Genomic DNA, 26,416 nt, shown 5'->3' with positions numbered 1-26,416 from the left:
CCATGCTGCATTCGAACGCCGAAATCCGCCGCCGCATCGATGCCCTTGGCCCGTGGTTCCACAACATGGAACTGGCGGGCGTCGAAACCGCCCCCGACCATTTCCTCGGCAATTATCCGCTGATCAAATGGCGTAAGTTCGCCGACGCCATTCCTGCCGATCTGTCCGGCAAGGCCGTGCTCGACATAGGCTGCAACGCCGGCTTCTACTCGATCGAAATGAAGCGACGCGGCGCTGGCCGCGTCCTCGGCATCGACTTCGATGAAGCCTATCTGGCGCAGGCGCGCTTCGCCGCCGAAATCGCTGACTGCGACATCGAATTCCAGCAGCTTTCGGTCTACGACGTTGGCGCCCTGCGGGAGAAATTCGACATCGTCCTGTTCATGGGCGTGCTTTATCACCTGCGCCACCCGCTGCTCGCTCTCGATCTGATCCGGGAGCACGTTGCCGGCGACCTGATGATCTTCCAGTCCATGCAGCGCGGCAGCATCGAACTGCCTGCACTCGATGAGAATTATCCTTTCTGGACCCACGATCTGTTCGACCGGCCGGAGTTTCCGAAGCTGCATTTCATCGAGCATCGCTATGCCGACGACCCGACCAACTGGTGGATTCCCAATCGCGCCTGCACAGAGGCGATGCTGCGCAGCGCCGGCTTCGAGATCGTGCTGCACCCGGAGCAAGAGGTTTATTTCTGCGGCGCCGCCGGTGAGCCGGCCTGCGGCGGCGCCGTCTACCCGTCGAAAGGACCACTTCATGATTGAAGCTGCGATGATCTGGAACGAGCCGAACAACAAATCCCATTGGGATCCCGAACTCGACCCCGACTGGAGTCGCTTCGCCAACATGGCAATACTGGCCGCCGATGCGATCGCATCGGCAAACCCGGCCGTGACCAGGATACTGGGCGGCATTTCGCCGATCGATGCCGATTTCATGGCGCTCATGAAACAATACGGGGTGCTCGATCATGTCGATGCCGTCGGTGTGCATGGTTTCCCACTCGACTGGAATCTCTGGCAGATTCAGGAATGGCCGCAGAAGATCGGCGAGATTTCGACCGTTACCGATCTTCCCGTATGGGTCAGCGAAGTTGGCGTGTCGAGCTTCGGGGCGGAGGAGGTGCAGCTCTGGGGTTTGCGTCGGAGCGCCGAACTGCTGCTCGGCAATGCCTCGCGCGTGCAATGGTACAGCCTCTACGATCTTCCGCGCGAATGGGGGGCAACGACGCGTCATCGCGAGGCCGAAGGCTCCTCCTACTATCGCCACTTCTACATGGGCCTGCTCCGCGAAGATGGCACGCCCAAACCCGCGCTCGAAGAATTCCTGCGTTACTTACCCGGGATGGGGCTGGTGCAATGGTTCCACTTTGAAGATCCCCGGCTGGACGACGCCGTCGCCTGGATGAAACGGCTGGGCGTCACCAATCTGCGCACCGGGCTTTCCTGGGCCGACAGTTTCAGGCCGAATGCGCTGGATTGGTACGACCGGCAGATGGAAGCACTTGCCGATTTCGACGTGACCATCACCTTCTGCTTCACGCCGGAGCACCGCGGAGTGATGCCGCATCACACCAGTCCGCCGCTGGTGCCGGAGGAATTTGCGGAGTTTTGCGCGACGATGACCCGCCGCTATGCTCCCGCCATGGCTGCCTCGCCGGTCAGAGCGGTGCGGGCTTCGGCAGCATGAGTGTGTCATGCAACACGCAGCTGGCAGATCCGGACCGCTTGCCGAATTCGCGGCCTTGTTGCTGGGTGCTGCTCCGCACCGCTCAGACGGTGCTGAGATCATGATCGTTGTCGCGCATCCGGACGACGAAACCATCGGCATCGGCGGGCATCTTGCCGGCTTGCGCGGATCTCGCATCGTTCATGTCACCGATGGCGCGCCGCGAGACCTTGAAGACGCGCGAGCATACGGCTTCGAGACGTGGCAGGACTATGCCGAGGCCCGCCATCGGGAGTTGGAGGCGGTGCTAGCGGCAGCGGGATTGCCGTCGACGGCCCTGATCAGCCTCGGTTATCCCGACAAGCAGGCCGCCGGAAATCTTGGCTCGCTCGCACGGGAACTGACCGGCCTTTTGGCCGAGCGCGATGTCAGCTTCGTTTGCACGCATCCTTATGAAGGTGGTCACCCCGATCATGACGCGACCGCCTTTGCCGTCCATGCGGCCTGCCATTTGCTGCGCCGCGGCGGACGCCAGGCACCGGCCATCGTCGAAATGGCGTTCTATTCGGCCGGGCCTGAGGGTGCGGTCCTTCAGGATTTCAACAGTCATTCCGGCAGCGAGCGCATCGAATTGCACCTTACGGAAGCGGCTTTCGAACGGAAGCAGTGCATGCTGGCCTGCCACCGGACACAGCAACGGACGCTGGCGCCGTTCACGGCGCGCATCGAACGTTTCCGGGTGGCGCCTGCCTATGATTTCCTGGCGCTGCCGAACAGCGGCAGGCTTTATTACGAGGCGCTGCCGCTCGGCTTCGAGCCGGCGGTTTGGCTTCACGCCGCGGCCGCTGCGCATGAGGAGCTTGGGCTCGACCGGCCATGACCCTCACCGTCCTGAACGTCGCCTACCCTCTCGCGCCAGTCGGCCCGGATGCGGTTGGCGGTGCCGAGCAGGTGCTGTCGATGCTCGACCAGGCACTCGTGCGCGCGGGACACGCTTCCATCGTGATCGGTTGCCAGGGCTCGAAAGCGGCGGGCGTGCTCATCGAGACGCCTGCTGAACCAGGTGTGCTCGACGATGCGGCGAAGAAACGGGCACAGCGCTCTCACCGCACCGCGATAGAAGTCGCACGCGCCCGTTGGCCGATCGACGTGGTTCATCTGCACGGCATCGATTTTGATGCCTATCTGCCTGATAATGGCCCGACCCTGGTAAGCCTGCACCTGCCGCTCGACTGGTATCCCGCCGATGCCTTGCGCACAGTCCGCGACGATCTATGGCTTCACGCCGTCTCGATGGCCCAACAGAGGACCGCGCCGCCGGGTGCCAGGCTGCTGGCACCCATTCCAAACGGCGTGGATATCGATGCGCTGAGCGGTCGGCAGTTCAAGCGCAACTTCGCGCTGGTGCTCAGCCGCATTTGCCCGGAAAAGGGCATCCACCTGGCACTGGACGCGGCAAAACAGGCTGGCGTGCGGCTGATCATCGGCGGCAAGGTCTACCCTTACGAAACGCACACGCTGTACTTTCGTGACGAAGTCCAGCCGCGCCTCGACCAGCGCCGCCGCTTCCTCGGTCCGCTCGGCTTCGTCGCGAAGCGGCACTTTCTCAACGCCGCCCGCTGCCTGGTCATTCCCAGCCTTGCCGCGGAAACCAGCTCGCTTGTCGCGATGGAGGCTCTCGCCTGCGGCACGCCGGTCGTCGCCTTTCCAAACGGTGCGCTGCCGGATGTGGTCGAACACGGCAAGACGGGCTTTCTGGTCAACGACATCCATGAGATGGCGGAGGCCATCGTCGCAGCCTCCGGCCTGAATGCCGAGACATGCCGGGCCGAGGCGCGGCGGCGCTTTTCGCTCGACCAAATGATTTCGTCTTACATGGACGCCTACCAGGCGCTGGCAGGGCTTGGTGCCGGCCGCAGGCGCCTGGCGGCGGTGCAGTGAGCGGCTTTCATGCTCCGCTCCGAGATCATCGACGATCCGGCCGCCTTTGAGGCGCTGGCGCCGCGCTGGCGGGAGCTGTGGGCGCATAGCCGGACAGCGACGCCGTTCCAAAGCCCCGCCTGGCTGGTGCCGTGGTGGCGCGCATTCGCGCCCGGAGAGCTGGCGACGATCGCCGTCTGGCGAGGCGACGATCTGGTGGGATTGGCACCGCTTTACCTGGAACACGCAACTTGCGGGTCGAGACTGCTCCCGGTTGGGATTTCGTTGAGCGACTACCTGGATGTCCTGTGTTGCCCCGGCATCGAAGCGGCTGTCGCCGCCGTCATCGCCGACCGGGTTCTGGCGATCAATTGGTCGCAATGGATCTTACCGGACCTGCCGGCCGGTGCTGCCGGTCTCACTATCGCGCACCCTGCGCTGGAGGCGGATCAACCCGTCGACCACGCCGCTTGTCCCGTGCTGCCGATCGCTGGCCACGATGCGCTCGCGGTCTGCATTCCGGCGCGGCGAAGACGCCAGTTGCGCCGCGCGCACAATGCCGCACGCCGGCGCGGCTGCGTCTCCATCATACCGGCGCAGGCCGATCTCAAAGTGTTTTTCGATCACCTGATCCGCCTTCACGGCGCGCGTTGGGCCGGGCGCGGCGACGGCGTCCTGGCCGATCCGGCTGCAGAAGAATTCCATCGGCAGGCGCTTCCCATGCTTGCCGCACAGGGTCTTGTCCGATGCTGGCTTGTTGCCATCGACGATGCGGTCGTCGGCGCCTATTACGGATTTCATCATCGCCACCGCGCCTACGCCTACCTTGGCGGTTTTGATCCGGCCTATGCCGAGGAAAGTCCCGGCGCAATCCTGATCGGTCACGCGATTGCCGAAGCGGCTCGTGAAGGGGCGCGGGAGTTCGATTTTCTGCGCGGCCAGGAGAGCTACAAGTATGGCTGGGGGGCCGTCGACCAATGGACAATGCGAAAGGTCTGGACGCGGAGCATGGCTCGATGAGCGCCACCGGACGAAAGCCATCGCCCCAGGCGGCATCGACCGCAAAAATGCTGATCGAGGAGTGCATGGCCGACGGCGCCTGCGTCGACGCCATCATTGCCAGACTGGCGCTGCGCTTCGAGACCGGGGTCGATGCCGCAGAATTGGCCGATGTGGCGCTGGAGATGCGTTCAGCCGACCTGCGAAAACGCGACAGACTGGAGCGGATCGCCGATCTGCTTCGTCACAGGCCTGACATCTTCACCACGTTGCGCCAAACAGGTGCCGCCGTCCGCCACGAACGCGATGAATGGGAAACTGACGCCGCGGTCGTCAGGCGGCTGGCCGCCGGCTTTGATGCCGCGGCGACGATTTCCCAGGCGGCGAGCGTTCAACTGTCTTCGCTGGGAGACGAGGAGAAACTCACCGCCGCCACCGACGAGATCGTCGCATGGTTGCAGCGGCAAGGCTTCACCGGCCCCGACCAGGACATACTGGATATTGGTTGTGGCATCGGCCGCTTCGAAAGCGCGCTCTCGGATGCCGCGCACCGGATCGTCGGCATCGACATATCCCCGGAGATGATTTCGGTCGCTCGTCGGCGATGTGCAGGGCTGCGCAATGTGGATCTGCGGCCGACCTTTGGTCTCGATCTCGCCGATTTTACCAACGCAAGCTTCGATTGCGTGCTGGCTGTCGACAGCTTCCCCTACCTGGTGCTGGCTGGCCTGGCGGAGCGGTATTTCGAGGAAATTGCGCGTGTTCTGAAACCGTCAGGCGCGGCAGCACTTCTGAATTACTCCTATCGCGGATCGACGGCGCTGGATCGTGCCGATGTTCACCGCCTCGCCGAAGCCCATGGCATGCAGGTCGTGGCTGACGGCGCGAAGCCGTTCCGGCTGTGGGACGGCAATGCCTTTCTTCTTGTGGCATCCGAGGGAACATTACGGCGCAATGATTGTTCGGGCGTCAAAGAGACGAGGGCGTCAAAGAGACAGGCGCACCAAACAGACAGGGCACCTGTGAGTGCCGACAATCCGAAGGAGGACTAGAAGGCATCCGGCGGCAAGATAGACATCACCTCTGCCGTCAAGATAAAGGCTCCGGCGGTCGGCGCGATGACCGATTTGGCCAAGGACAAGGTTAAGGAAACGCGGCTTTGCTTTGTCCAGCAGAGCCTGGGAAGCAGCACACCGAGCAACGCCGGCTCGATGGCAATCGGATCAACTCCGATCAGTATCACGCCGCAGATCGTCTCTCCCAAGACTGACTGCTGCAACCGCAAACGCCAATCATGACCAGTGGCCAGTCGAGGTCACGAGAGTCGAAATGTCGAGCGCACCCGGCAACAGCGCCGGGAGGACCCGAGGGGAAAGCATAGGCTTCCCCGACGAGACCAGCAGCTTCGATACACAATGCTGTGCAAGGGACGGGCTGTGCAAGGGACGGCGCTGACTGTGAGGACGCGCGAATCCTTGCAAACTCTGATTGCCGTCACCACACTGGTGAAGGGACTGATTCGTTAAGAGAACACTATGTCTCGCTCGAGCGACGATAGCATCAGCCCGAAACTCCGGCTGGCAATAGACCGGAAGATTGCATCTCTGCTGACTGCTATCGAGCAGGAAAAGGTCCCCGACCAGCTGACCGACCTTGCGGTTCAATTGCAGAATGCGCTTGTCGAGAAGCGTCGATGCAAAGCAAAGAAACAGGACTAGCTATCGGCGCCTGTCGACTGCGAAGTTTCCCTGTGCTGCTGACAGGTGATTGCGTCGTTCCACCAATGTCTGCAAGGAACTTTCGCCGAGGTATTCCAGCACGCTGGCACGCGCTCGGTTAAGGCGGCTTTTCACCGTTCCAACCGCGCAACCGCATATTTCGGCAGTTTCTTCATAGCTGACGCCAAGGACCCCGATCAGCATCAGGACCTCGCGCTGATGCTCCGGCAACCTCTGGACGGCGTTGGCGACTTCCTTGCTCTGAACGGACCACTCCTGCGTCGCTTCCGTAATCGGGATTGCGGAGGCGCAGTCAAGCAGGCCCGGCTTTTCCCTGTCGGCGGCCTTGATGCGCGTATAATAGTTATTGCGCATGATGGTGAAGAGCCATGACTTCATACGCGTTCCGGGCTCGAACTTGTCGATGTTGGCGAGCCCTTTGGTCAATGTCTCCTGGACCAGGTCGTCGGCATCGTCGGGAACCCGGCAGAAGGTGCGGGCGAAGGCACGCAAGGCAGGTATCAGGTCAACGATGGAAACGTCATCCGTTTCCTGGTTGGCCAAGGGGTAGCCCCTGGAGGACAATGGTCCATCTCCCAGCAAGAAAGAGTTGATGAACGCAGACCTAGCTAAATGCATGAAGGTTTGGATCGTTCCGGACATCGAAATAAGGTTCTGGAAAATCTCGGATTGGGCGGGCGGCCGTCTATGACCGGTCGTTGTTCTTGGCCGCCTCTTCCCGCTGCTTTTTCAGGACTTCGTCAGTCCCGACCAGCTTTTTCGCCCCGCCGGATATCGCTGTGGACACCACCGCCGGCGGGTCGCTCGCGGGAAAAGAATCCTCAAGCCCGGCCTGCAACTGGTCTTCCAGGGTCTTCGGCTCTTCCGACCGACCAGGCGTCCTTCGGGCTTCTGCTCCCTCCAGCGGCTGTTTCATGTCAGGCGAACTACTGACCTCGCGAACGCAGGCGTAAAGCTGTTCGATGGCAAATTCCTTCATTGTCTCGAAATCGGCCCTCTCATCGCGCATTGCCTCGATCTTATCGACCATGGTCTTCTCGAACCGGTCAAGGCTATCGCGTCCGCAAGCCTGGCAAAGACGCAACAATGCTTCTTGGAGCACTTTCGGACCAAAATAAGCAGACGCCTCGAGCTTGAGCCGCTGCAGATGCTCTGGAGTCACCGCCTGAAGTTTTGACATATGCAGCCCCTTTCGCCTGCCGAGCATATCAACGGCGTTGGTCGGCAGATGTTCCAATCACCCGCGACCGGGCTCGCTAAACGGGTCGCTCGGCCACTCAACGCTTGCCGAACGCCAACGCCAATGCCAACGATAGCGGGCTCTCTCACCTGACATCTGCGCAATCTTCTTGAAGATTCCGGTTCAAGCTAATTCAAATGGCCAGTCGGCCACGCCGGCTCAAGAATCCCGGACGGCAAGGCACTACCTGCATCTTGCGAGCGGAGCCTGGCGATCTTCGCCTGGGCTCCGCAAGCCTGTCACCACAGGAATCAGGCGGCGGCTTGGAGGGCACGTTGGTTGACACCACCCTCGCCTAACCCGGTCAGCGCTTCGTCTGTCGCCACCTCTTCCTTGAGCGTTGCCTTGAGAAGGGCGGCGACATCGGCCTTTCCCATCTGTTCCGCCCAGGCGACAAGAGTGCCGTACCGGGCGATCTCGTAATGTTCGACGGCTTGCGCCGCTGCGACCAGTCCGGCATCGAGCGCAGGAGCACCGTCATAGTCTTCGAGGATCTCGGAGCCTTCTTCAATGATGCCGTCGATCGCCGGGCAGGTCTTGCCGCGTGCCGCCTTGCCAAATTTCTCGAACACTTCCTCGAGCCGGTCGACGTGAACTTCCGTCTCCATGCGATGTTTTTCGAAGGCAGCAGTCACTTTTTCCGACTCCGCGCTTTTGGCCATTTTCGGCAGCGCCCTCAGTATTTTCTTTTCGGCGTAGTAAAGATCTTTCAGCCCGTCGAGGAACAGGTCCTCAAGGCCCTTGGTTGTCGCTTTCGCAGCTTTTTTCGCAGTTGCCATGGTCGTCTCCCGCTGAGGTTTGGAGCTAGCCTCCCTAACTGGGAAGGCGACCGATAACCCCGCCGGCCGGCAACAAGTTCCCTGATGATTCGAGCCGCTGGAAATTTTTCGCCTCAGGCCGCGCAGGTGCTGCAAGGCTTACGCTGGCGAGACGGCGGTGCGAGCAAATGGCTTCGCCAGCAATCGGCTCAATCGATCCGCTTGATACGGCCCTTGTCGAGACGGAACACTCCATCCTGGCCGCCCTGCCTCTCAAAATCGGTAAGCAGATCGTCCCAGGTCCCGAGAAATTCGCCACAGTCGTCGCAAAAGATCCGGTCGTCAGGACCGGCGTCGGCCGGAATCCTCAGCCTTATCGTCAAGCAATAAGGGCATTCCAACTGGTGGTTAAGATACTGTGTGGTCATCGACGACAGCAAGAATGCACTGGAAACCTCGCCCCTGCAACCTGCTCGCGCCGGGGCAGGACGCTTGCATTGATTATATGCCGTCTTTGGTCGGAGGCCAGCCAGACTGGGCAGTCGGCGGAATGTTGTCGGAAGTCACCTCACCCCGCTTGAGTTTTCGAATGGCCTCATTGGCTTCGAGTTCATCGAGGCCGGAAAGCGGCATGCTGTCAACCACGACGGCTTCCTCGCTCTCGTCGTCATAGACTTCCCACAGGCCGTCCGAATTCTGTCGTTTGTTGTAGATGGTTGGCATGGCCGCTCCCCTAGATGCCGCTATTGAACGCGTGCTACCCACTCCAGAGCCTGGGTCTTTTCGTCCGCCGGGAACACCCGCGCCTCGATCTGCGGGAACAGTGCGCCCGTCATTTCGGTAGCTGCCTTGATCCACTGTTTTTCGGACACCACTGCGGTACGCTGGAAGCGGTGGAGTTCGCCAAGTTTGCTCAAGCCGTATTGCAGATCGCGGCGCAATGCGTCGCCCGTCATGTCCTCCAGATCGGTAAGGTCGGCCAGGATGCCGATCTCTTCATGTTCGCTCAGTTTCTCTTCGATGGTCGGGATGATCTTGTCGTAGTCCTCCGCGGTCACGGTACCGGCAACGCGAAATGCGGCGACATTCTCAGGAGCAGAAATAACCTCGATCACTTTTTCCTCCTTCGGATTGGTTTTCGGGATCATGCCGAACAACTCAAGCCGCCGACGGATGTTCCCTGGTCCTAAGCGTTCTTGGACACTAACCCACCGCTTTCCTTGGCGGCTCCCGGGACGCATTCGTGACGACGGTATAGCGCGTGATCGGACCCTCATCGGGGTCTTCTCCCTGAAAGTGAACGTCAGCGTTGTCAGGCAACCGGCTGGTATTGCCGAACGTCTTGACCGCGGACGCACGCACCAGTTGGATGTCCGGGTCCTGCTTCATGATCTTTATTGCCGCAAGCTCGGCCGTGCTGCTGCCGCCAATGCGCCAGCTGGCCTCGAGCACACCGGATCGCCAGATACCCGACGAATCGACACCCTGGCCGATATCGTAGTTGCGCCGCGAGGCGAAAAATCCAGCACACTCAGCCATCGCCGCGTCATAGGCTCTCGCCTGCGCAATTGCCGAAGCCAGTGCGCGGGGAAGCTGAAGGTCTTCGAGAGCTTCCCATCCGCCGCGCACGACAATGAGGTCCGACCCGCCATAAACGGATTGTCCCGCATTATCGGTCGTCGTCGTTTGAGTGCCGTAGTAGGCGACCATGATTTCGTCGATCTCGGTTCTGCCAACACTCAAAGTGACGACGTCACGAAGGTCAGCTTCGAGCACCAGACCGTACTCGTCCAAGTCGGGGGAGCGGTATCGCTCGAGCAGTCTCTCGACGTCAGCGACCGTGCGAACGATGTGCTGGTCCTGGCCTCGCGAGGCAAGCGGTGGCTTGAGCCGGGCCAGCCCATGCCTCAGCAGGCGTTGCGCTGCTCGCAGCGCATCGTGCCGCGAAAACACGGTGTAGCCAGGCAATACTGCGGCGGCGACAGTTCTGCCGAAGCCGGTTGACCATTCCTTCGGTCGCTCGGCCAGGTCGTCGACCAGTTCGTGGGTTATCGCCTTGGTGGTCGCGAATCGCCAAGGCACCACGCCGCCGAAGAGGTCTTGCGGCCCGTTGATACCCAGCCGTGCCGCATCGCTGGCAAGCAAGCTGTCGTCCGGCACGAAGTACAAGCGCCCGCCACTGCCGCTGCTGTGGCCTAGACCCTGCCGGAAGGCAAACCCCTTGAGGGTGGCAATGGTGCGGGAGACGGCAGCTATGGCTTCCCGCTCGTGAGCGTAGAGAGGCTCGCAGCCCGGCGCGGAGAATGCGATCACGGTGCCTTTTGGCTGGCTCGGCTGAGTGCCTCTGTGCTCGGTCATATCGGTCGTTCCGGTGCTTCCTCGTTATGGCCATTGGGCGCCGATGTTGCGGTCCTACGCGCCCTGTCCCCGGGAGAACGCAGCAGATGGCAGAACGTTCAGCCCGGATTGGCAGGCTCGCCGCGCGGGCGCAGACGCTGGTATCCAGCCGTGACCTTGGAGCGCGCTGCGGTGCAGAACCTTTGATCGCCGAGGGACAGCGCCCCCCTCTGTCCTGCCCTCTTTGCCAAAACTTGGCATCTCCCCCACACGGGGGGAGATCGGCAGCTTCGCGGACAGCGTCCCTTTTTTGCACGGTTGGTGGTTGGCGAAATCAGTGATGAAGGCCAATCTCCCCCCTTGTGGGGGAGATGTCCGGCAGGACAAAGGGGGGCGCGAAGGATCGCTACGGAGCGCTTTTATTCTGACCCGCTGCATTCTTCGGCTGGCGTCACGGAATGGATCCTAGGGTCTGCGCGCGTCGCTTCGCTCCTTGCTCCGCCCTGGGATGACGAAGTGGAGGGGTGCCGCCGTCGGCTTGCAAGGATGGCGGAAAGGGTGACCGGGCGGAAATCCCAGCTGTCGACGCCGGCGTCGTACTGGCGTGTAACTGGGCTCAGCCTGCCGTGGGAATGGCCATGCAGATTGATCGATTTCTTGCCGATCTGATTCCAGGTGCGAAAAGGATAGTGGCAAAGGATCAGCAACCTGCCGTCTATCGTCAGTTCCTTGTAATGCTGTGTGCTGGCCCAACCCGCAGCCTCTATGGTCGCCGCGCCATCATTGTTGCCGATAATCAGATGCTTCTCGCCATGAAGAGACGACAGCAGCGATGCAACGAATTCGGCCGATCCCTTGGCAAAGTCGCCGAGATGCCAGATCTGGTCATCCGGGCTGACGGTTTCGTTCCAGAGCGAAATCAGCGCTCGATCGTGTTCGGCCAGCGAGCCGAACGGGCGGCGATCGATGCGCAGAATGCGGGGATCGCTGAAATGTGTGTCGGCCGTGAAATAGATCATGGTCGTTCACAGCCTTTGCGGACGTTGTCCGAACCTCGCCTTCCCGCAATTAACATTTGAGGTGGCCAACAAGATCAGACGCGGCTAACATACTCCTCGCTTTGGAGAGTGTCGTGCGCACGAGACGTTTCAGAAAGCCAATTGTCGTTCAACCCGGTCGGATTGACCGTGACAGGGTTGTCTTGTCTGTCTCCGATGCGGCTGAAGTGCTGCTGAAGGACTGGCCGACGCCAGCGTCCAAGACGCGACTGGCTGCAATCGCAGCCTGCCTTGCTGTTATCCGCGGCGAAAAGCCGCCAAGGGTCGCACGCCAGGCGTTCATCGTCGCGGCCAAGGACGCGAGGATCCTGCTCCGCGAACAAATCTAACCCCGTCAGGCAGAGCCTTGTCAGGCCATTCGATCTCTTCCTTGACCTGCTCCTGCAGATCGTCACGCGCGCTTCGCCTTGCCAGGCGCTGAGGTCAAGTTGCTCAGACAATCGCTCGATCCCAACCGCCATAGTGCTGGTCACTGCGCGTGCCGCGCGGCAGGCTGAGCACGATCAGCGCCAGACCGATCGCAACGTCCGCCACGATCGCCGGGGTTTCACCGCCGGCAAGCACGAAGGGGGACACCGCGACCCATGCGCCAAGCACGACATTGAGGAAGCGCAGCGGCCGGACCACTTCGGCCATGGCCGTGACTGCGACCATGATAATGAGACAGCCGACGACGTGATCGCTGAAGTAAAGCGGTGGCTGCGTGCCGAAGAGCAATGGCGTGGTCATCAGCAAGGCGCCGAGCAGCGTGCTTGCTGCCAGCGTCCACGGCAAGTTGACGCCGCCGGTGACAAATTCTTTCAGCACCTCGAAAACCGGACGGTCGAGGTCGGCGCCGGGCGTCTGGTTCTCCGACAGCGCCGGTCCGCCCATCCAGAAGGTACGCCAGAACGGCTCGCCTGCCCTCGTCGCCCCCCAGAGATACTGGATGGTCGCCAGCACCTCGTCGACGGAGTAAGGGATCAGCACCACCGTGACGGCGGCCTGGAGAATGCAGAGCGTGCACAGCGCGCCAATCAGCGGTGGCTGGATGATGATGAAGGACACACTGACCGCGCCAAGCGGAACGATCAGTAGGCCGAACAGGAGCACCATCCACGGCATGGTGCGCCAGCGCCGTCGGTCGCCGATCGCGCCGGCGAGGATATCGAGGCAATAGGCGAAGGCGCCGAGCCCGGCATCGGCGATTGGAAAACCCTTCGAGACCCATGACGTCACCACCGCCTCGCTGCCGTTGCGCACCGGCGCGCTACCGGGGCCGAAGAACGGATCCCACAGCCCATCCGCGTGGCCCATCTGGAAGGCGGCGAGATAGCGCGAGACGAACAGGCCGACGAAGGCCAGCGCCACGATCGGTATCCGCTGCGTGAAGGTCGATGGCGAATAGGTCCAGCCCAGCGGAATGTCGTCGTCGGCCGCCAGCGCGCGGCGGCTGATGCCAGGGGTCGGCGGGATCATCACCGCAAAGGCGACGATCAGCATGCCGACAAGCGTGTCGATGGCATAGGCGGCGGCGCTGGTCGTCCAGAACAGCAACGGCGCCAGCATCACCCAAACGCCGAGCGACGCCGTGATCCACTGCACCCAGCGCCAGCGTCGGGACATGCCCATCAACGCAAAGACCGTCACCAGCAGGCCGGAAACGATCTCGCTGACGCCGAGGCCTGCGTTGCGCAATTGCGGCTCCGCAATAGCGTGCCCCAGAGCGGGTGGCATTGCGGCTGTGACGGGATCGAACAGGCCAATTGTCATTGGCGAGGTGATCAGCCACAGCCCGAGCGCAGCGTTGGTCATCGGCGCCCAGAGCGTCCTTGACCGATGCCGCTTTATTGCCGCTTCGACGTCTTCCTTGCTTCGCTCGAGCGGTCCCTTGAGGCGCCTTTCGGCCTGCTCGATCTCGGGGTCCGAAGCCGCGACAACCGGCGGATCGAGCTTGTTGGTCCCATACCAGTCCGTGGGGTCCTGTTTCAGCCGGCGGATCATCTCCGGCAGTGTCTCCAGCAGATTGTGTCTGGGCGACCAGCCCAGCAGGGTTTTGGCCCGCGAGATGTCGATCTCGTAATGATCGTCCGAGTTCTCGATCATCCACGGTTTGATGTCGGTGTCCTGGTCGAGCACCTCCGTCTGCACCCAGGCGCCCAGCTTCGTCAGCTGCTTCGACAGCGCCAGGGTGCGCCAGTCCTCGCCATGGATGAGCCGGCCGATGCGCTTCTGCATCTCCTCGTATGACGGTGTGTCTTCTTCGCCGATCAGAAGCACGGTCTCGGCCGGAAGTTCGGCGCGTCGGTCGACGGTGCGCACCACCGCATCGACGAGATCGTCCTTGTGCAGATAGGGCTGGCCGGCGGTGATATCGCCGGCGAACAGATACGCGGTCGGCAAGCGCTCGAAGATGCGGGCGATCTGCTGGGCAATAAAGGCCGCCCGGCAGTCTTCGTCATAGACGCCGGCGAGCCGCAGGATCACCGTCTTGATCTGGCCGCGCTCCCGCGAAATCAGCGCCTCGGTTTCGGCTTTCGATCTTGGGTAGGCCCAGGCCGGGTCAAGCGGCGAGTCCTCATTGATTTTCGCGCCCTTTTCCGGGCTTGGCGCATGGACGAGAAGCGTGCTGGAGAACACGAACTGTTCGCTCTCGACCGCCGTCAGCGCCTTCAGCAGCCGGCGCGTGCCCTGCACCGTGACGGCGTCATATTTGGGGTTGTCCTCGCCGGTCGTGTCATAATAGGCGGCAAGATGGACGACCGAAGCGATGCGGCCGCCGCTGCGCTCCCGTGCCGCCTGCACAGCCCTGCTCACGCCCTCATCGGAGGTGAGATCGATCTCGATCGTCTCCATGCCGGCGGGGGCATGCTTCGGTTTTGCGACGTCGAGGCCGATGACGCGATAGCGGTCGATCAAGCCTCGCGCGATCGCCTGCCCCAGGAAGCCGCTGCTGCCGGTGACAAGAACCGTCGGAAGGGTCGTGCCGTTGCTCGCCACAGCTCAGGCCTGTTCGCCAGGCCGTCTGGACCTCAGCCGGGTAACCTGCCGGTTCGGATCACAGTTAGCCGCAGTTCCATTCAGCCGGATGTGGCGCAATGTCTTGTCGAAGCTCATCATTGCCTCAAAGAGAAGGAAGCGCCTCGCGCCCCACTCGGTGAGTAACACCGGCATGGCGGAAATGTTTCCGCGTCAGGTCGGGAAAATTGTTGCTATCCATCCGGAGAGACGGATCTGTTCCGACCGCCTATTCGGCGTTCCATTCCGCCTTGCGTGCCCGCGCTTCCTCGAAGATCAGCTTGAACTCCCGCATCATCGCGCTCTCAATGGCGAAAGCACGGCTTGGCACGGCGCCCGGGTCTTCCTGATTGTTCTGGAATTGAAAACGGGCCTCCAGTTCGGCCCATATTCGCTCGGAAGTCGCGTCGAGGCCGGCGAGCAGCGCGACGACCAGCGCCAGAGTCTCTCGCTGGGCATTGAGCCGCCCCTCGATCTCTTCATTCGTCAATACGGACATGTGGATCGCTTCCAGTTTCAGGCGAAACGGCAAAATCGCATCCTTGTTCCGGAATTCAGCTCGTCGGCTCGCAGAGAGAGCCTACTGCTCCCTGAAAGCTCGCTGGATCTGATCCGCCAAAGGTTTCACGAGATAGGACAGCATGGTGCGGTTGCCGGTCGAAAAGAACACCTCGACAGGCATGCCTGGCGCCAGGGCCACGCCCTTGAGCCGACCAAGCTCTGTGCGCGGTAAAGCAACATGCACGGTGTAAAAGCCGGTGCCTGTTTTCTCATCGACATTGAGGTCGGCGGAAATCTTGCTGACCGCACCATTCAGTTCCGGCGTCGTTTGCTGATTGAATGCCGACAGCCGCAGGGTCGCGCCTTGCCCTGGCGTCAACTGATCGATATCTTGCGGAGCCACGCGCGCCTCGACGGTCAGGTCGTCCGTCACCGGGACAATCAGCATGATGAGCTCGCCCGGAGATATGACGCCACCGACCGTGTGCACGCCGAGCTGGTGAACGACACCGTTCTGCGGGCTGCGTATATCGATGCGTTTGAGCTGATCTTCGGCCGAAACCTTGCGCTCGACGGACTCGGAGATCTTTGCCTGAACGTCACGCAGTTCGCTTGCCACTTCGCTGCGCAAATCCTGGTCGATCTGGATGATCTGCAAACGGATTTCGGAGGTACGACCCTTCGATTGCGCTATGGCCGCAGTCAGTTGCCCGTGCTCGCCTTTAAGCCGCACGGCATCGCGTTCAAGCGCAGTAATACGATCGATCGAAACCAGCTTGCGTTGCCAAAGTCTGCGCATGCCTTCGAGCTCAAAGCCGATCAACTTGATTTCCTGGCTCTTGGCATCTCTTTGCTCGGTCAAGCCGGAAACCTCTTCGGCAAGCTGCGCAATGCGCTCCTGCAACTGAGCCTTCTGACCGGCGCGTGCCTGTCGGCGAAATTCGAACAGCGATTGCTCGCCGGCCATCGCCCGACCAATCTCGGGGGCATCCTGGCGTGACACAAGCGAAGCTGGAAAGACGATGCTTGCCTTGCCGTCGCGCTCGGCCTCAAGGCGAGCCAGCCGCGCCTCGAATTCGTCCAGGCTCTTCGAGACGATCGCCAAATTGGCCCGGGTGATGGTCTCATCGAGGCGGATCAAGACCTTGCCCGATTGCACGGCATCGCCTTCCCGGACGAAGATTTGACCGACAACGCCACCCGTCGGATGCTGCACCTTCTTGACGCTGGAATCGACAACCAGCTTTCCCGAAGCGATGACGGCTCCGGAAATCTCGGTGACGGCAGCCAAGCTCCCCGCCCCGCCAACCAGCAGCATGCAGGTTGCGACACCGCCAAGCAGATAGCGTCGAATGGTGCGATCGGCCGCGAATATCATGCGTTGCGCCATCAGGATGCCGTCTCTTCTAGTCCGGAAACGACTTTCAAGGGAACGCCCGCCGGGCGGGTTATCTTGTTCAAGATCTCATTTTTTGGGCCAAAGGCCTGAATACGGCCGTTCGCCATCACAAGAACCTGATCCAGGCTGGCAAGCGCGCTCGGACGATGTGCGACCACGACGGCTATACCGCCTCGCGCGCGCACGCCTTGGATCGCCACCGTCAACGCCGCCTCGCCTTCCGCATCGAGGTTGGAGTTGGGCTCGTCGAGAATAACCAGAAACGGGTCACCGTAGAGAGCCCGGGCAAGCGCCACCCGCTGCCTCTGGCCAGCCGAAAGCGCCGAACCGGCCTCGCCGATGCGCGTCTCGTAGCCTTCCGGCAGGTGGATGACGAGATCATGAACGCCGGCCGCGCGCGCAGCCGCCAGTATCTTGTCCGAGGGCGCTTGCGGTTCGAAGCGCGCGATGTTCTCGGCAATGGTGCCGTCGAACAGTTGCACATCCTGAGGCAGGTAGCCGACATGCTTGCCCAGTTCTTCCGGCGACCACTGGTCGAGCGTTGCGCCGTCCAGCCTGACGGTGCCGCGGATTGGCAGCCATATCCCGGCAATTGCCCGAACGAGCGATGACTTGCCCGAAGCGCTTGGCCCGACGATGCCGAGGCCGACGCCCTGTTCCAATGCAAAGGTGGCGTCCTGCACGACCATCCGGCGCTCACCCGGCGGTGTGACACTGATATTTTCGACCGAAAGAGCAGATCTCGGAGCAGGCAGCGAAACACTTGTCGCAGTTTCGGGAAGCAAGACCAAAAGCTGGGTCAAGCGGGCCCAGGCCTGGCGGGCGGTGACGAAGCCCTTCCAGTGGGCGATAGCCAGTTCGATCGGTGCGAGCGCCCGGCTCATCATGATCGAACTGGCGATCATGATGCCGCCGGTCGCTTCCTGATGGATGACCAGATAGGCGCCGATCGCCAGGATGCCCGATTGCAGCATCATGCGCAGGATCTTCGCGATCGTTGCGAGCGTCCCGGCAAGGTCGCTGGCTGTTGCATTGGTGTCGAGGTAGCCGGCATTGATCCCTGACCAGCGCTCGGCGATGCGCGAGCCAAAGCCCATGGCCTGCAGAACCTCGGCATTGCGACGTGTCGCTTCGGCAAGTGTATTGCGCGCTGCCGCTTGACTGTTTGCCTTTCTGGCGGGCTCTCGCGTGCGTATTTCGGCAAGCAATGCCAGGCTGAACAGAATAACCACGCCGGCCAGCGCCGTCATGCCGATCCAGAAGTGGAACAGGAAGCAGATAGAGAGGTAGAGCGGCATCCACGGCAGGTCGAAAAGCGCGGTCGGACCGGCACTCGACATGAACGATCGCACCTGGTCAAGATCCCGCAAGGATTGAAGGCCGTCGCCTGCGAGCTTGGTGCGCAGCGGCAAACGCATGAGGGCGGCATAGACCTGTCCGCTCAAGCGCGCGTCCAGCGCCATTCCGATGCGCACCAGCAAACGCGACCGGATGAGTTCGAGAACGCCCTGAAAAACGAAAAGTGTGCCGGCAAATATTGCAAGCCCGACGAGCGTCGGCACGCTGCGGCCAGGTATGACACGATCATAGACCTGCAGCATGAAGAACGAGCCGGTCAGCGCCAGGACATTGACGACGCCGCTCATCAACGCAATTCCGCCCAATGCACGACGGAAAGAAGCCAAAACCGCCGCGAGTGTTGTGCGCGGCGGCTCGGGTGGAATGGGATGCGACGTCGCCTTCACATCAGTTCCAGTTCGGTTTCAGGCGGCAATGGCTGCGCCCGAAATGATGACGAACGTGTCGGTGCCGAGCCCAGTCAAATGTTAGATAACCCAGTCTTGCAACGCATAGGCATGGATGTAGTCGATCTGCATTTCCGCAGGCGTCGCAAGCTCGTCGGCGGGCTCTCCCGCCTGGCCACCGATCCCCATATTCACCAGCATATACATCGGGTCATGCATGTCGGCAGGCGTTGCGGCACGAGCGACTTCGACGTCGTCGAAATACCAGACGAGTTCGTCTTCTGTCCAAAGCACGCCATATGTGTGGAACCCTTCGGTATCCGCGGCATAGGCCGTCGTGCCTACTGTTGTATGCGTTCCCGTCGCGTTCGAGTGGCCTGTCAGGATGAGCTTGTTTGGATCTTTACCGAACATCTCGATGACGTCCAGTTCCGGTGGCCAGGAGCCGTCCGCCGGGAGAAGCCAGAAGGCCGGCCACGCCCCTTGTGTTTCGGGCATGTCGGCGCGAATTTCAAAATAGCCGTAGGTCTGCGCGAAGGATTCGTAGGTCGTCAGCAACCCTGACGTGTATTCGTAGTTATTTATATAGGGACGGATCGCCTCAGGAGCCCGGGCGGCGGTAATGGTGAGAACGCCGTCCTCGATGCTGAATGGATTGACGGAGCGTGTCGGGGCGTAGTCGGTATCGATGTACCATTGAAGATCATTGTTGCTCGTGAGCGTGCTGCCGTTCTCGGCCCCCCACCAGTAATTCGAATCCCAGGTGCCGCTCGAGCCGTTCCACAGGTCCAACGTATCGAACTCGTCCGAAAAGGTCAGTTCCAGGGCCGACCTGTCCACGGCCAGCTTGAACTGGCTTGCGGTGAAATCGCCGATGGTCTTGTTGGCGAAGACGAGAAACTCGCCGTCGGACAGATTTAGGCGGACGTTGGCTCCCGACTGGACCATGTTGGCGCGCACCTCTTCGAAAGAGGTGAAGCCGTAGCTCCCGACGCGAACCGTATCCGTCGCGCCAAGGTCCAGGATCAGGTCACTGCCGTTGCCGGGGTTGACGACGAAAATGTCCGCCCCGGATCCGCCCTTGAGCACGTCATCGCCCTGCAAGCCGTCGAGCGTCTGTTGGCCGGAGCCGCCGGTAACGATGTTGTTCAGCTCGTTGCCGAAAGCATAGCGTTTGTCGCCGGTGACCGTCAGGTTCTCGAAATTGGCCGGGAGCTTGTAACTCATCCAGGTCGAGATGGTGTCCACCCCTTCGCCGGACAGCTCGACCGCCTTGTTTTTCGCGGCATACAGATAATAGATGTCGTCGCCCTTGCCGCCACGCATTGTGACGGTGACGTTACCGTCGCCATACATCGAGTCGTTGTATGTGCTGCCATAAAGTGTTGAGCTGGAACTCGTCGCCGAATACCACCTTACGGAGGATCCGCTGTAGGGAAGTGGAACGCCTTTGGCGTTCAGTACCGTGGCCATCCCGGTCCTTTCTCCTTTGTCTCGCTCGATAGCAGCCCTAACATCTATCGATGGAAAAAGGAGCCAGCACTTTCTCACTTTCGAGTTCGGAAGGTTACCAAATGGTTATCACGTAGTGGGAGCACTTGCCGGGGAGCTTTACTGCCTCGAGTGCATAAGGTTGGCCAACTGCAACATGATCGAAGATGTGGTGAGGCAGATCGAGACCGACCTCACCGCATTTCGCATCTCGAATAGCATTACCGCTGACCGGTGATGAAGAACTGCTAAAAGACCTTGAAAGCGCCCGCGTCGGCTCGTGCATCGACATCGGTGATCAGCATGTGCCCCGGCGATACCGTGATCGAGGTCGCCAGCTCGGCACGAGCAAGTGCATCCTGTACGGTGATGCTGCTGGCCCAGAATACAGGGACCTCCCCGTCGATGATTTTGACCGCATCGCCCCAGTCGGGAGCCATCAAATCGGCTATTCCGATGAGCGTGGGATCTCCGACATGGATGGGAGAGCCGTGGGCATGCGGGAAGCGTGCGGTGAGAGCGCGAACCCTGTCGACATCGCAACGGCTTATCGGACGCATCGAGACGACCATTTCGCCACCAAACGGTCCGACGCGGCACGTCTGAATCCTGGTTCGAAACTTGGGCGAGGCCTTGCCGCAGCCGATGCGGCTCAGTTTCTTTTCGGCAAGTGCAGCTTCGACGGTCAGCGAACTGCCGAGCGCGAAAGCGGCAAAATCATCCTGCCACAGGTCGATGATGTCCGTCCTGCGACGGGTCAGCTCGCCGAAATGATAGATGTTGTACTGGGGGGCATCGGTGCGGATGTCGATGTCGCCCAGCGCCGGGATCAATGGGCTGCCGGCGCGATTAACGCCGACCAATGGACAGGGTTTCGGGTTGCGGATGCAGTACTGGTGGAAATCGCAGGCAAAGCTGCGCGGCACGATCACAACATTGGCCTGGAGCTTACCGTGCGCCAGCCCCCCTGTATGCCCCTCATAGGCGCCCATTCTGACAAGCCTGCGCAGCCTGTCCGCATCGACCAGTCGCAGGTCCTCGAAGATCGGTGAAGTGGTCAGGCGAGCCATGGCTTCCGGTTCAGAGACAGGTCGGGAGGGCGTAAGATCGTTGGCGGCTCGGCTGCTTGTCAAATTGTCAGAATCTTTCCTCAACGATAAATTGTATTTATTGGCCGGCCAACGATTGCTTCATCTTGCGACCGACGCCTGCGCAAACCTTCCTGGTGTCATTAACAGCTGCGGCAGCCGATCGCTTCTATCTGTCGGCCTGCCTCGTGAAGGAAGCCAAGGTCGCGCTCCATGTAGAAGAGCAGGAAAGCAGAATAGAGGACAAAGACGAGGCTAAACACCAGCGTCTTCACGATCAGCGAAAGCGCAAAAACGTTGAGGTGCGGTGAGGCGCGCGCCAAAAAGGCCAGCACAAGGTCGGACAACAGCATGCTGATGATGAGCGGGAAAACCAGGGTCAATGCCATCATCAGAATGCGGTTCAAGAGATCGAGGAAGATGACGGCTGCATCCTTGCTGAACACCGGCAGAAGTTGGTCGATCGGCCACAGGCCATAGCTGTCGTAGAGGCTGGTCAAAGAAAGCTCGAGGCCGCCGGCGGCCAGGTAGACCGTGACCATGATGACGGCGAGCAAGGTGCCGGTGGCGCTCGTCTCATGGGTCATCATCGGGTCGATCAGCGTCCCCATCGTCGAGCCGCGCTGCAGGTCCAGGATATCGCCGGCGGCCTCGGCCGCCCAGAACGGAATGCCCATCGCCAGCCCGAGCGTTACCCCAACGACGACCTCCTTGAGCATGTAGGCGACGATCATCGTCGTCGCGATGTCGGTGTTTGTCAGTCTGTCGACGATCATCGGAAAGATCGGAACCGCCAGCGCCAGGGCAACGCCGTTGCGCAGAAGGCTCGACAGCGGCACGCGCGAAAAGAGCGGCATCAGCAGCATGAACCCGGTCATGCGGGCGAGCGCGAAAGCTCCCGCCAAAAGAAACAACTGTAGCTCCTTGACCGACGCGAAGAAGGGTTCGACCGGCATCCGCGCGCCTCAACGCGTGACGACGGGGAATTCGTCCAGCGCCGTCGAGGCCTGCTCGGCGATCTGCTGGCCAAGCAGCGGGCCGAAGACGATGATGACCAGCAGGATCACGACAAGCTTGATCGTCTGCGGCAGCGACTGGTCCTGAATTTGCGTCAGCGCCTGGGCCAGCCCGACCAGGATGCCAACGGCCAGCGCCGCGATGATCGCCGGGCCTGACGCGAACAGCACCGTCAGCAGCGCGCCCTGGACCTTCGCCAGGATGAAGTCATTGCTCATGCAAACCTCCCAGCGGCGTCAGACGTAACTCAGGATCAGGCCGTGCATCAGCCGCGACCAGCCATCTATCGCCACGAAAAGGAACAGTTTCAGCGGGACCGAAATGAGGACCGGCGAGACCATGATCATGCCGAGCGTCATCAGGATGTTGGCAACGACGATGTCGATGATGAGGAACGGAAGATAAAGCAGAAAGCCGATTTCAAACGCCCGCGTAAGCTCGGACGCGACAAAGGCAGGAACAAGTATCGAAAGATCGTCGTCCTTCAGATCTTGTCGTGCCTGTTCCGGCCACAGGCGGTTCGTCCCATCGAGAAAGAACTGCCGCTCTTCCGGCTGGGTGAACTTGATCAGGTGCTGCTGCAATGGTTCCCTCACCAGTTGCGCCGCCCTGGCGAGGTCGTCGGTCGTCTGGAACTGAACCTGCCCTTCCTGAAGCCGTCCCGACATCTCGCTCAGCAACGGCGTCGTGACATAGACCGTGAGCACAAGCGCTATGCCGTAGAGGACCAGATTGGGCGGCATCTGCTGGACGCCGAGCGCGTTGCGGATGAGGAACAGCACGACCGAGATCTTCAGGAATCCGGTCATGGTGACGACTGCCAGCGGCAGCAGACCGACGAAGCCGACGGCAATCAGGATCCCAAGCAGGTTGGGCGAATTGTCAAGCATTGTCGAACATGCGGGCGATCCGCACGCCCAGGCTCTCCCCAATCCGCACGATCTCGCCACGGCCGACGCGTTTGCCATTGGCGATGATGTCGACCGTCTCCTTCGTCACATTGGCGAGCGGAACGATGGCGCCGGGCGCAAGCTGCCTTACCTCGCCGAGAGGCATCGCCGTGCGGCCGAGTTCGAAGGCAAGCGCAACCGGCAGCTCGTCCAGAGTTGCCTCCTCCAATACCTGATCGGCGTGCGGCGGCGTGTCTTGGTTCATGGTCCACTCCCATTTCGATCCAGCGATTGCAGTCGGCGCGGCAAGCAGTTGCGGCCCGCTGGCAGTCAGCACCGCCGGGGCATAAAGCCGCTCGGCAATGACCAATGCCGCGTCTTCCTCTTCGTCATCGAAAAGCACCACATCGCCAGGTTGCAGGCTTTGAAGATCACCGTGGCTGATTGTAAGCGCGTTGCGCCAGAGGCAGACGGGCAACGGGAATTCGGCAGGAACCGGAGGTCTTGCTTGGCCGATCGCGTCGAGAAAGCCCCCGACCCGCACCGCCAGATCGACGCTGTCGGTGTGCAAGGCGCAATCGATGGTTTCGTCCTTGCCGGTCAGGACGAAAGCCAACGCGGTTTGGTCCAGAACGCTGTCTTCTTGTTCGATCGACGTAATAGCGATCGTCTCGCCCAGCTTGCTCTCGATCCATTCGAGATCCTTTTCGAATTCGGACTCCAGCAGCAGTGCGGCGTGAGCGGGCGCCAGTCGTTTCAGGTCGATCAGCTCGTCAGCCTTGGCAAGACCTCGTTCGACAACAGAGAACGGCAGGCGCAACTTGCCCGCCATGTCTCCGAGAGTGAACGCAATCGTGCATATTGGCTGGTCCACAGGGTTGGGCGCCGGCCAGACGGCGGCGAGCGCCATGGTTTTCCCGGCAATCGTGATCTGCGCGGGAGCACGGCGACGGTAGAAGGCGTTCAATGCCTCAACCTCTCCAGCCGCAACAGATTCCAATGCCAGCGGCTCGCCAACGCTCGAGCGTGTGCGTCTCACCGGTTCTGCGCGCGCTTTCTTTTTTGCCGACGCCAAGGCCTGAGGCATCACACTTCCATATTCACGATCACGGATTGGACTATCGTTCTGTGGGCAAGCGCAGTGGACTGCACTCGTCTTCCTCGGAAAGCTCGGCAAGCGCCAGGCTGCGGCGCGCAGTGCGTTTGGCCAGATACTCCAAAAGCCCGTCCAGCTTCGTCACCGCCTTCATGCTGGCGTGATGATCGTTGCGGGCGGCCGATAGCTCTGTTTTGCGTCGCTGCTCGGTGACGCCGGCCATTTTCTCGTTTTCCCGAAGTTTTTCGGTTTGCCTGGCGGCGTTCTCGAACTGTCCCTGAAGCCGGTAAAGGCTGGCGGCCTTCACCGGTTGCCCGACAAGCGAAGCGAATGCTGCATCCTCAGCGTCGGCTGTCTGCTGCAGGTGTTCGCTGACCGCGGCGGCCGCCTCCTGAACCGCCCCGGCGGCCCGCTGCGCAGCGGCGTATCGCCTTGTGACCAATTCGTTTGCGCGCTGTTCACCGTGGCGCCTAAGGTCGCGCAATCGTGCGATCGTGTCACGATCTTTCATTGACGATCCCCCGCATGCGTTCGCGTGTCTGCTCGATTGTCTCGTGGGTGGCGGACGGCTGTCGCAGGAAGGCGTTGATGGCGTCGATCTTCGCCACCGCCTCGTCCGCCACCGCATCGCTGCCCTTTTCGTATTCGCCGACGCGCAGCAGCAATTCGACGTCGGCGTAGCGGGCGAGCAGCTCCCGCAAGCGGCCGGCGTCCGACCGATGCTCGGCCGGCACCACCGTGTCCATGAGGCGACTGCGGCTGCGCAGCACGTCGATGGCCGGGAAATGGTTGCGCTGCGCAAGCTCGTTCGACAGAAAGACGTGGCCGTCGAGAAGCGCCTGGATTTCTTCGGCAACCGGGTCCAGCGTGCCATCGCCCTCGAGAAGAACGCTGTAGAGGCTTGTAATGGAGCCGACGCGGCCAGGCCCTGAGCGCTCAAGCAATCGGGGCAGAACAGCAAAAAGCGAAGACGGAAAACCGCGACGCGTCGGCGGCTCGCCTGAAGCGAGGCCAATCTCGCGCTGCGCACGGGCAAACCGCGTGATGTTGTCCATTGCCAGCAGCACATGCTTGCCCTGGTCGCGAAAATATTCGGCAATGCTGGTTGCCACATAGGCGGCCTTGACGCGCTCGATCGCCGGCCGGTCGGAGGTCGCGACGACGATGACCGCGCGCGCCAGCCCTTCCGGCCCGAGCTGATGCTCGATGAATTCGCGCACTTCACGTCCGCGTTCGCCGACAAGCGCAACCACGGCAACATCTGCGTCGGTGCCGCTGACGATATCCGAAAGCAGGATCGACTTGCCGACGCCAGGCTCGCCGAAGATGCCGACGCGCTGCCCACGCGCGCAGGTGAGAAGCCCATCGAGGGCGCGGATTCCGAGCTGGATAGGCTCGGAAATCAAACTGCGCTCCAGCGGCGACGGCGGATAGGCGTTGACCGGATAGCTGCCGGTAATGCCATCCGGCGCAAGCGGCTTGCCATCCAATGGCTCGCCGAACGCGCTGATCACCCGACCAAGCAGGCCAGGCCCGACAGGCACCGTCTGGGTCTTTCCGGTCGCAATGACCTCGGTGAGGCTTGAAAGGCCGGTGAGATCGCCAAGCGGCACAAGGATCGCCATCTCGTCCATGAGCCCAACGACTTCCGCCTTGGTCGCCGTGCCGGTCCTGGGATCGACGAGTTCGCAGATCTCGCCGATCCGAACCTCCTCCACCGTCGCGTGAATGACCGTGCCGGTGACCCGCCGTACTCGCCCTTTCCTGGGCCGGCTGGCATCTTCACGCAGGCCAGAACGCAGGTTCGGAACGATCGATGCGAGGCGGCTCTCGAGCCTAGTGGCGGGACTTGTCATGCCGCCGCCTCGGCCTTTGATGAAATCGCAGCGGCAATGGCGTTGAGCTGTGCCTCGATGCTGGCGTCGATGACGGCAATGTCGGTCGAGAGGATGCAGGCGTCCGTCGCCACCGTATCGTCGGCGTCGATCTCGATCGTCATGCCCAACTCACTCTCGCGCAGGACCGCGTTCAGTTCGTCGCGAACTCTGTTAACGGAAGCAGGATGAAGTCGGACTTTTAGATATTTGGCGCGGCGAATTTCAGTGACTGCCTGCGCGGCCGCCTTGGCGACCAGCATGCTCGCGTCGAATTCTCCCAGCACGCGCCTGACCACATCGAGAGCCAGAGTGATGATTTCGGCTTCCAGCCCACCGAGATAGCGATCGACCTTGACCGCGGTCTCGCTCACCAAACGCGCGGCATCCGCGTCGCCTCGCGCCTTGCCATCTTCATAACCCTGCGCATATTCGGCCGCATAGGCTCGCCGAGCGGCGTCACGCAACTGCTGCGCATCACGCCTGGCCTCGTCGAGAAAGGCGTGCCCATCCTGCCAGGCGCGTGCCTCGGCAGCGCGCAGGATGCGGGCGACGGGGCGCCTCGGCACGGCAGTGGTCACTTTGCCCGGTTCGACCAT

General features: G+C 61.5%; 30 protein-coding genes. 8 read left to right on the top strand and 22 right to left on the bottom strand.

Annotated elements, in window-relative coordinates; genetic code table 11:
* Positions 1-2: 2 nt before the first annotated feature.
* The 6 genes from AC0L3H_RS00945 to AC0L3H_RS00920 are packed head-to-tail and all read left to right on the top strand — an operon-like array spanning position 3 to position 5,639.
* Positions 3-764: a TIGR04290 family methyltransferase gene (locus tag AC0L3H_RS00945; RefSeq protein WP_473491460.1), complete on the top strand. Its 762-nt coding sequence runs from the start codon at positions 3-5 to the stop codon at positions 762-764.
* On the top strand, positions 757-1,689 hold the full coding sequence (locus tag AC0L3H_RS00940; RefSeq protein ID WP_023801253.1) for a glycoside hydrolase 5 family protein: 933 nt from the start codon (positions 757-759) through the stop codon (positions 1,687-1,689). The genes AC0L3H_RS00945 and AC0L3H_RS00940 overlap by 8 nt, the downstream gene beginning before the upstream one ends.
* Positions 1,690-1,696: 7 nt before the next feature.
* Positions 1,697-2,548 (top strand): PIG-L deacetylase family protein, encoded by an 852-nt coding sequence (locus tag AC0L3H_RS00935; protein ID WP_473584160.1) that lies wholly within the window; start codon positions 1,697-1,699, stop codon positions 2,546-2,548.
* Entirely contained in the window at positions 2,545-3,609 is a 1,065-nt protein-coding gene (locus AC0L3H_RS00930) for a glycosyltransferase (RefSeq protein WP_473584159.1), read from the top strand. The genes AC0L3H_RS00935 and AC0L3H_RS00930 overlap by 4 nt, the downstream gene beginning before the upstream one ends.
* Before the next feature lie 9 nt (positions 3,610-3,618).
* Positions 3,619-4,608, top strand: a complete 990-nt coding sequence (locus AC0L3H_RS00925; RefSeq protein WP_473584158.1) for a GNAT family N-acetyltransferase — start codon at positions 3,619-3,621, stop codon at positions 4,606-4,608.
* Positions 4,605-5,639 carry a class I SAM-dependent methyltransferase gene (locus AC0L3H_RS00920; RefSeq protein WP_473584157.1) on the top strand — a complete coding sequence of 345 codons (1,035 nt, stop codon included), beginning with the start codon at positions 4,605-4,607 and terminating at the stop codon, positions 5,637-5,639. The genes AC0L3H_RS00925 and AC0L3H_RS00920 overlap by 4 nt, the downstream gene beginning before the upstream one ends.
* On the opposite strand, the gene AC0L3H_RS00915 is transcribed toward AC0L3H_RS00920, so the two are convergent.
* Positions 5,636-5,851 carry a hypothetical protein gene (locus AC0L3H_RS00915; RefSeq protein WP_473584156.1) on the bottom strand — a complete coding sequence of 72 codons (216 nt, stop codon included), beginning with the start codon at positions 5,849-5,851 and terminating at the stop codon, positions 5,636-5,638. The two genes, AC0L3H_RS00920 and AC0L3H_RS00915, sit on opposite strands and share 4 nt — an antisense overlap.
* Positions 5,852-6,122: 271 nt before the next feature.
* Here AC0L3H_RS00915 and AC0L3H_RS00910 point away from each other — a divergent pair, with 271 nt between their 5' ends.
* Positions 6,123-6,305: a hypothetical protein gene (locus tag AC0L3H_RS00910; protein ID WP_023801247.1), complete on the top strand. Its 183-nt coding sequence runs from the start codon at positions 6,123-6,125 to the stop codon at positions 6,303-6,305.
* On the opposite strand, the gene AC0L3H_RS00905 is transcribed toward AC0L3H_RS00910, so the two are convergent.
* The 8 genes from AC0L3H_RS00905 to AC0L3H_RS00870 all read right to left on the bottom strand — a co-directional run bounded on the left by AC0L3H_RS00905 (position 6,306) and on the right by AC0L3H_RS00870 (position 11,680).
* Positions 6,306-6,869, bottom strand: a complete 564-nt coding sequence (locus tag AC0L3H_RS00905; RefSeq protein ID WP_473584315.1) for a sigma-70 family RNA polymerase sigma factor — start codon at positions 6,867-6,869, stop codon at positions 6,306-6,308.
* Positions 6,870-7,011: 142 nt separating this feature from the next.
* On the bottom strand, positions 7,012-7,563 hold the full coding sequence (locus tag AC0L3H_RS00900; protein WP_287141316.1) for a hypothetical protein: 552 nt from the start codon (positions 7,561-7,563) through the stop codon (positions 7,012-7,014).
* 254 nt (positions 7,564-7,817) lie between these two features.
* Positions 7,818-8,345, bottom strand: coding sequence for a YciE/YciF ferroxidase family protein (locus tag AC0L3H_RS00895; RefSeq protein WP_023799488.1), 528 nt, complete (start codon positions 8,343-8,345; stop codon positions 7,818-7,820).
* Positions 8,346-8,533: 188 nt separating this feature from the next.
* Entirely contained in the window at positions 8,534-8,707 is a 174-nt protein-coding gene (locus AC0L3H_RS00890; protein ID WP_245268652.1) for a hypothetical protein, read from the bottom strand.
* A gap of 118 nt (positions 8,708-8,825) precedes the next feature.
* A complete protein-coding gene (locus tag AC0L3H_RS00885) occupies positions 8,826-9,047 on the bottom strand; it encodes a hypothetical protein (protein ID WP_473584155.1) in 222 nt (73 codons plus the stop codon).
* Positions 9,048-9,067: 20 nt separating this feature from the next.
* Positions 9,068-9,472, bottom strand: a complete 405-nt coding sequence (locus tag AC0L3H_RS00880; protein ID WP_473584314.1) for a SpoIIAA family protein — start codon at positions 9,470-9,472, stop codon at positions 9,068-9,070.
* Positions 9,473-9,527: 55 nt separating this feature from the next.
* Positions 9,528-10,682 (bottom strand): DUF3182 family protein, encoded by a 1,155-nt coding sequence (locus tag AC0L3H_RS00875; RefSeq protein ID WP_473584154.1) that lies wholly within the window; start codon positions 10,680-10,682, stop codon positions 9,528-9,530.
* Positions 10,683-11,080: 398 nt separating this feature from the next.
* The gene (locus tag AC0L3H_RS00870) at positions 11,081-11,680 is read right to left on the bottom strand and encodes a metallophosphoesterase family protein (RefSeq protein WP_473584153.1); all 600 of its coding nucleotides are present in this window, start codon (positions 11,678-11,680) and stop codon (positions 11,081-11,083) included.
* Between the two features lie 113 nt (positions 11,681-11,793).
* On the opposite strand from AC0L3H_RS00870, the gene AC0L3H_RS00865 reads away from it, so the two are divergent.
* Positions 11,794-12,048: a DUF982 domain-containing protein gene (locus AC0L3H_RS00865; RefSeq protein ID WP_473584152.1), complete on the top strand. Its 255-nt coding sequence runs from the start codon at positions 11,794-11,796 to the stop codon at positions 12,046-12,048.
* 103 nt (positions 12,049-12,151) lie between these two features.
* Here the strand turns inward: AC0L3H_RS00865 and AC0L3H_RS00860 are convergent, their stop codons facing one another.
* From AC0L3H_RS00860 to sctL, 13 genes are all read right to left on the bottom strand, one after another.
* Positions 12,152-14,698 (bottom strand): NAD-dependent epimerase/dehydratase family protein, encoded by a 2,547-nt coding sequence (locus AC0L3H_RS00860; protein ID WP_473584151.1) that lies wholly within the window; start codon positions 14,696-14,698, stop codon positions 12,152-12,154.
* A 247-nt stretch (positions 14,699-14,945) separates the two neighbouring features.
* Complete coding sequence (locus AC0L3H_RS00855) at positions 14,946-15,248, bottom strand: hypothetical protein (protein ID WP_473491447.1); 303 nt, start codon at positions 15,246-15,248, stop codon at positions 14,946-14,948.
* Positions 15,249-15,296: 48 nt separating this feature from the next.
* A complete protein-coding gene (locus tag AC0L3H_RS00850; RefSeq protein ID WP_473584150.1) occupies positions 15,297-16,607 on the bottom strand; it encodes an HlyD family type I secretion periplasmic adaptor subunit in 1,311 nt (436 codons plus the stop codon).
* The gene (locus AC0L3H_RS00845; RefSeq protein ID WP_473584149.1) at positions 16,607-18,361 is read right to left on the bottom strand and encodes a type I secretion system permease/ATPase; all 1,755 of its coding nucleotides are present in this window, start codon (positions 18,359-18,361) and stop codon (positions 16,607-16,609) included. Before AC0L3H_RS00845 ends, AC0L3H_RS00850 begins: the two co-directional genes overlap by 1 nt.
* An 81-nt stretch (positions 18,362-18,442) precedes the next feature.
* On the bottom strand, positions 18,443-19,834 hold the full coding sequence (eglC, locus tag AC0L3H_RS00840; RefSeq protein ID WP_287244557.1) for an endo-1,3-1,4-beta-glycanase EglC: 1,392 nt from the start codon (positions 19,832-19,834) through the stop codon (positions 18,443-18,445).
* A gap of 266 nt (positions 19,835-20,100) precedes the next feature.
* Positions 20,101-20,922, bottom strand: coding sequence for a D-glutamate cyclase family protein (locus AC0L3H_RS00835; protein ID WP_473584148.1), 822 nt, complete (start codon positions 20,920-20,922; stop codon positions 20,101-20,103).
* A gap of 161 nt (positions 20,923-21,083) precedes the next feature.
* Positions 21,084-21,896 (bottom strand): type III secretion system export apparatus subunit SctT, encoded by an 813-nt coding sequence (gene sctT / locus AC0L3H_RS00830; RefSeq protein ID WP_473584147.1) that lies wholly within the window; start codon positions 21,894-21,896, stop codon positions 21,084-21,086.
* Between the two features lie 9 nt (positions 21,897-21,905).
* On the bottom strand, positions 21,906-22,175 hold the full coding sequence (locus AC0L3H_RS00825) for an EscS/YscS/HrcS family type III secretion system export apparatus protein (RefSeq protein WP_287205261.1): 270 nt from the start codon (positions 22,173-22,175) through the stop codon (positions 21,906-21,908).
* 18 nt (positions 22,176-22,193) lie between these two features.
* The gene (gene sctR / locus AC0L3H_RS00820) at positions 22,194-22,847 is read right to left on the bottom strand and encodes a type III secretion system export apparatus subunit SctR (RefSeq protein WP_202363682.1); all 654 of its coding nucleotides are present in this window, start codon (positions 22,845-22,847) and stop codon (positions 22,194-22,196) included.
* Positions 22,840-24,024, bottom strand: a complete 1,185-nt coding sequence (gene sctQ, locus AC0L3H_RS00815; RefSeq protein WP_473584146.1) for a type III secretion system cytoplasmic ring protein SctQ — start codon at positions 24,022-24,024, stop codon at positions 22,840-22,842. Before sctQ ends, sctR begins: the two co-directional genes overlap by 8 nt.
* Positions 23,966-24,454, bottom strand: coding sequence for a hypothetical protein (locus AC0L3H_RS00810; RefSeq protein ID WP_473584145.1), 489 nt, complete (start codon positions 24,452-24,454; stop codon positions 23,966-23,968). The genes sctQ and AC0L3H_RS00810 overlap by 59 nt, the downstream gene beginning before the upstream one ends.
* The gene (locus tag AC0L3H_RS00805) at positions 24,441-25,799 is read right to left on the bottom strand and encodes a FliI/YscN family ATPase (protein WP_473584144.1); all 1,359 of its coding nucleotides are present in this window, start codon (positions 25,797-25,799) and stop codon (positions 24,441-24,443) included. The genes AC0L3H_RS00810 and AC0L3H_RS00805 overlap by 14 nt, the downstream gene beginning before the upstream one ends.
* Positions 25,796-26,416, bottom strand: a complete 621-nt coding sequence (sctL, locus tag AC0L3H_RS00800) for a type III secretion system stator protein SctL (protein WP_473584143.1) — start codon at positions 26,414-26,416, stop codon at positions 25,796-25,798. The genes AC0L3H_RS00805 and sctL overlap by 4 nt, the downstream gene beginning before the upstream one ends.

The organism is Mesorhizobium sp. WSM4816 (assembly GCF_055811535.1).
This window is presented reverse-complemented; position numbering and strand designations above follow the sequence as displayed.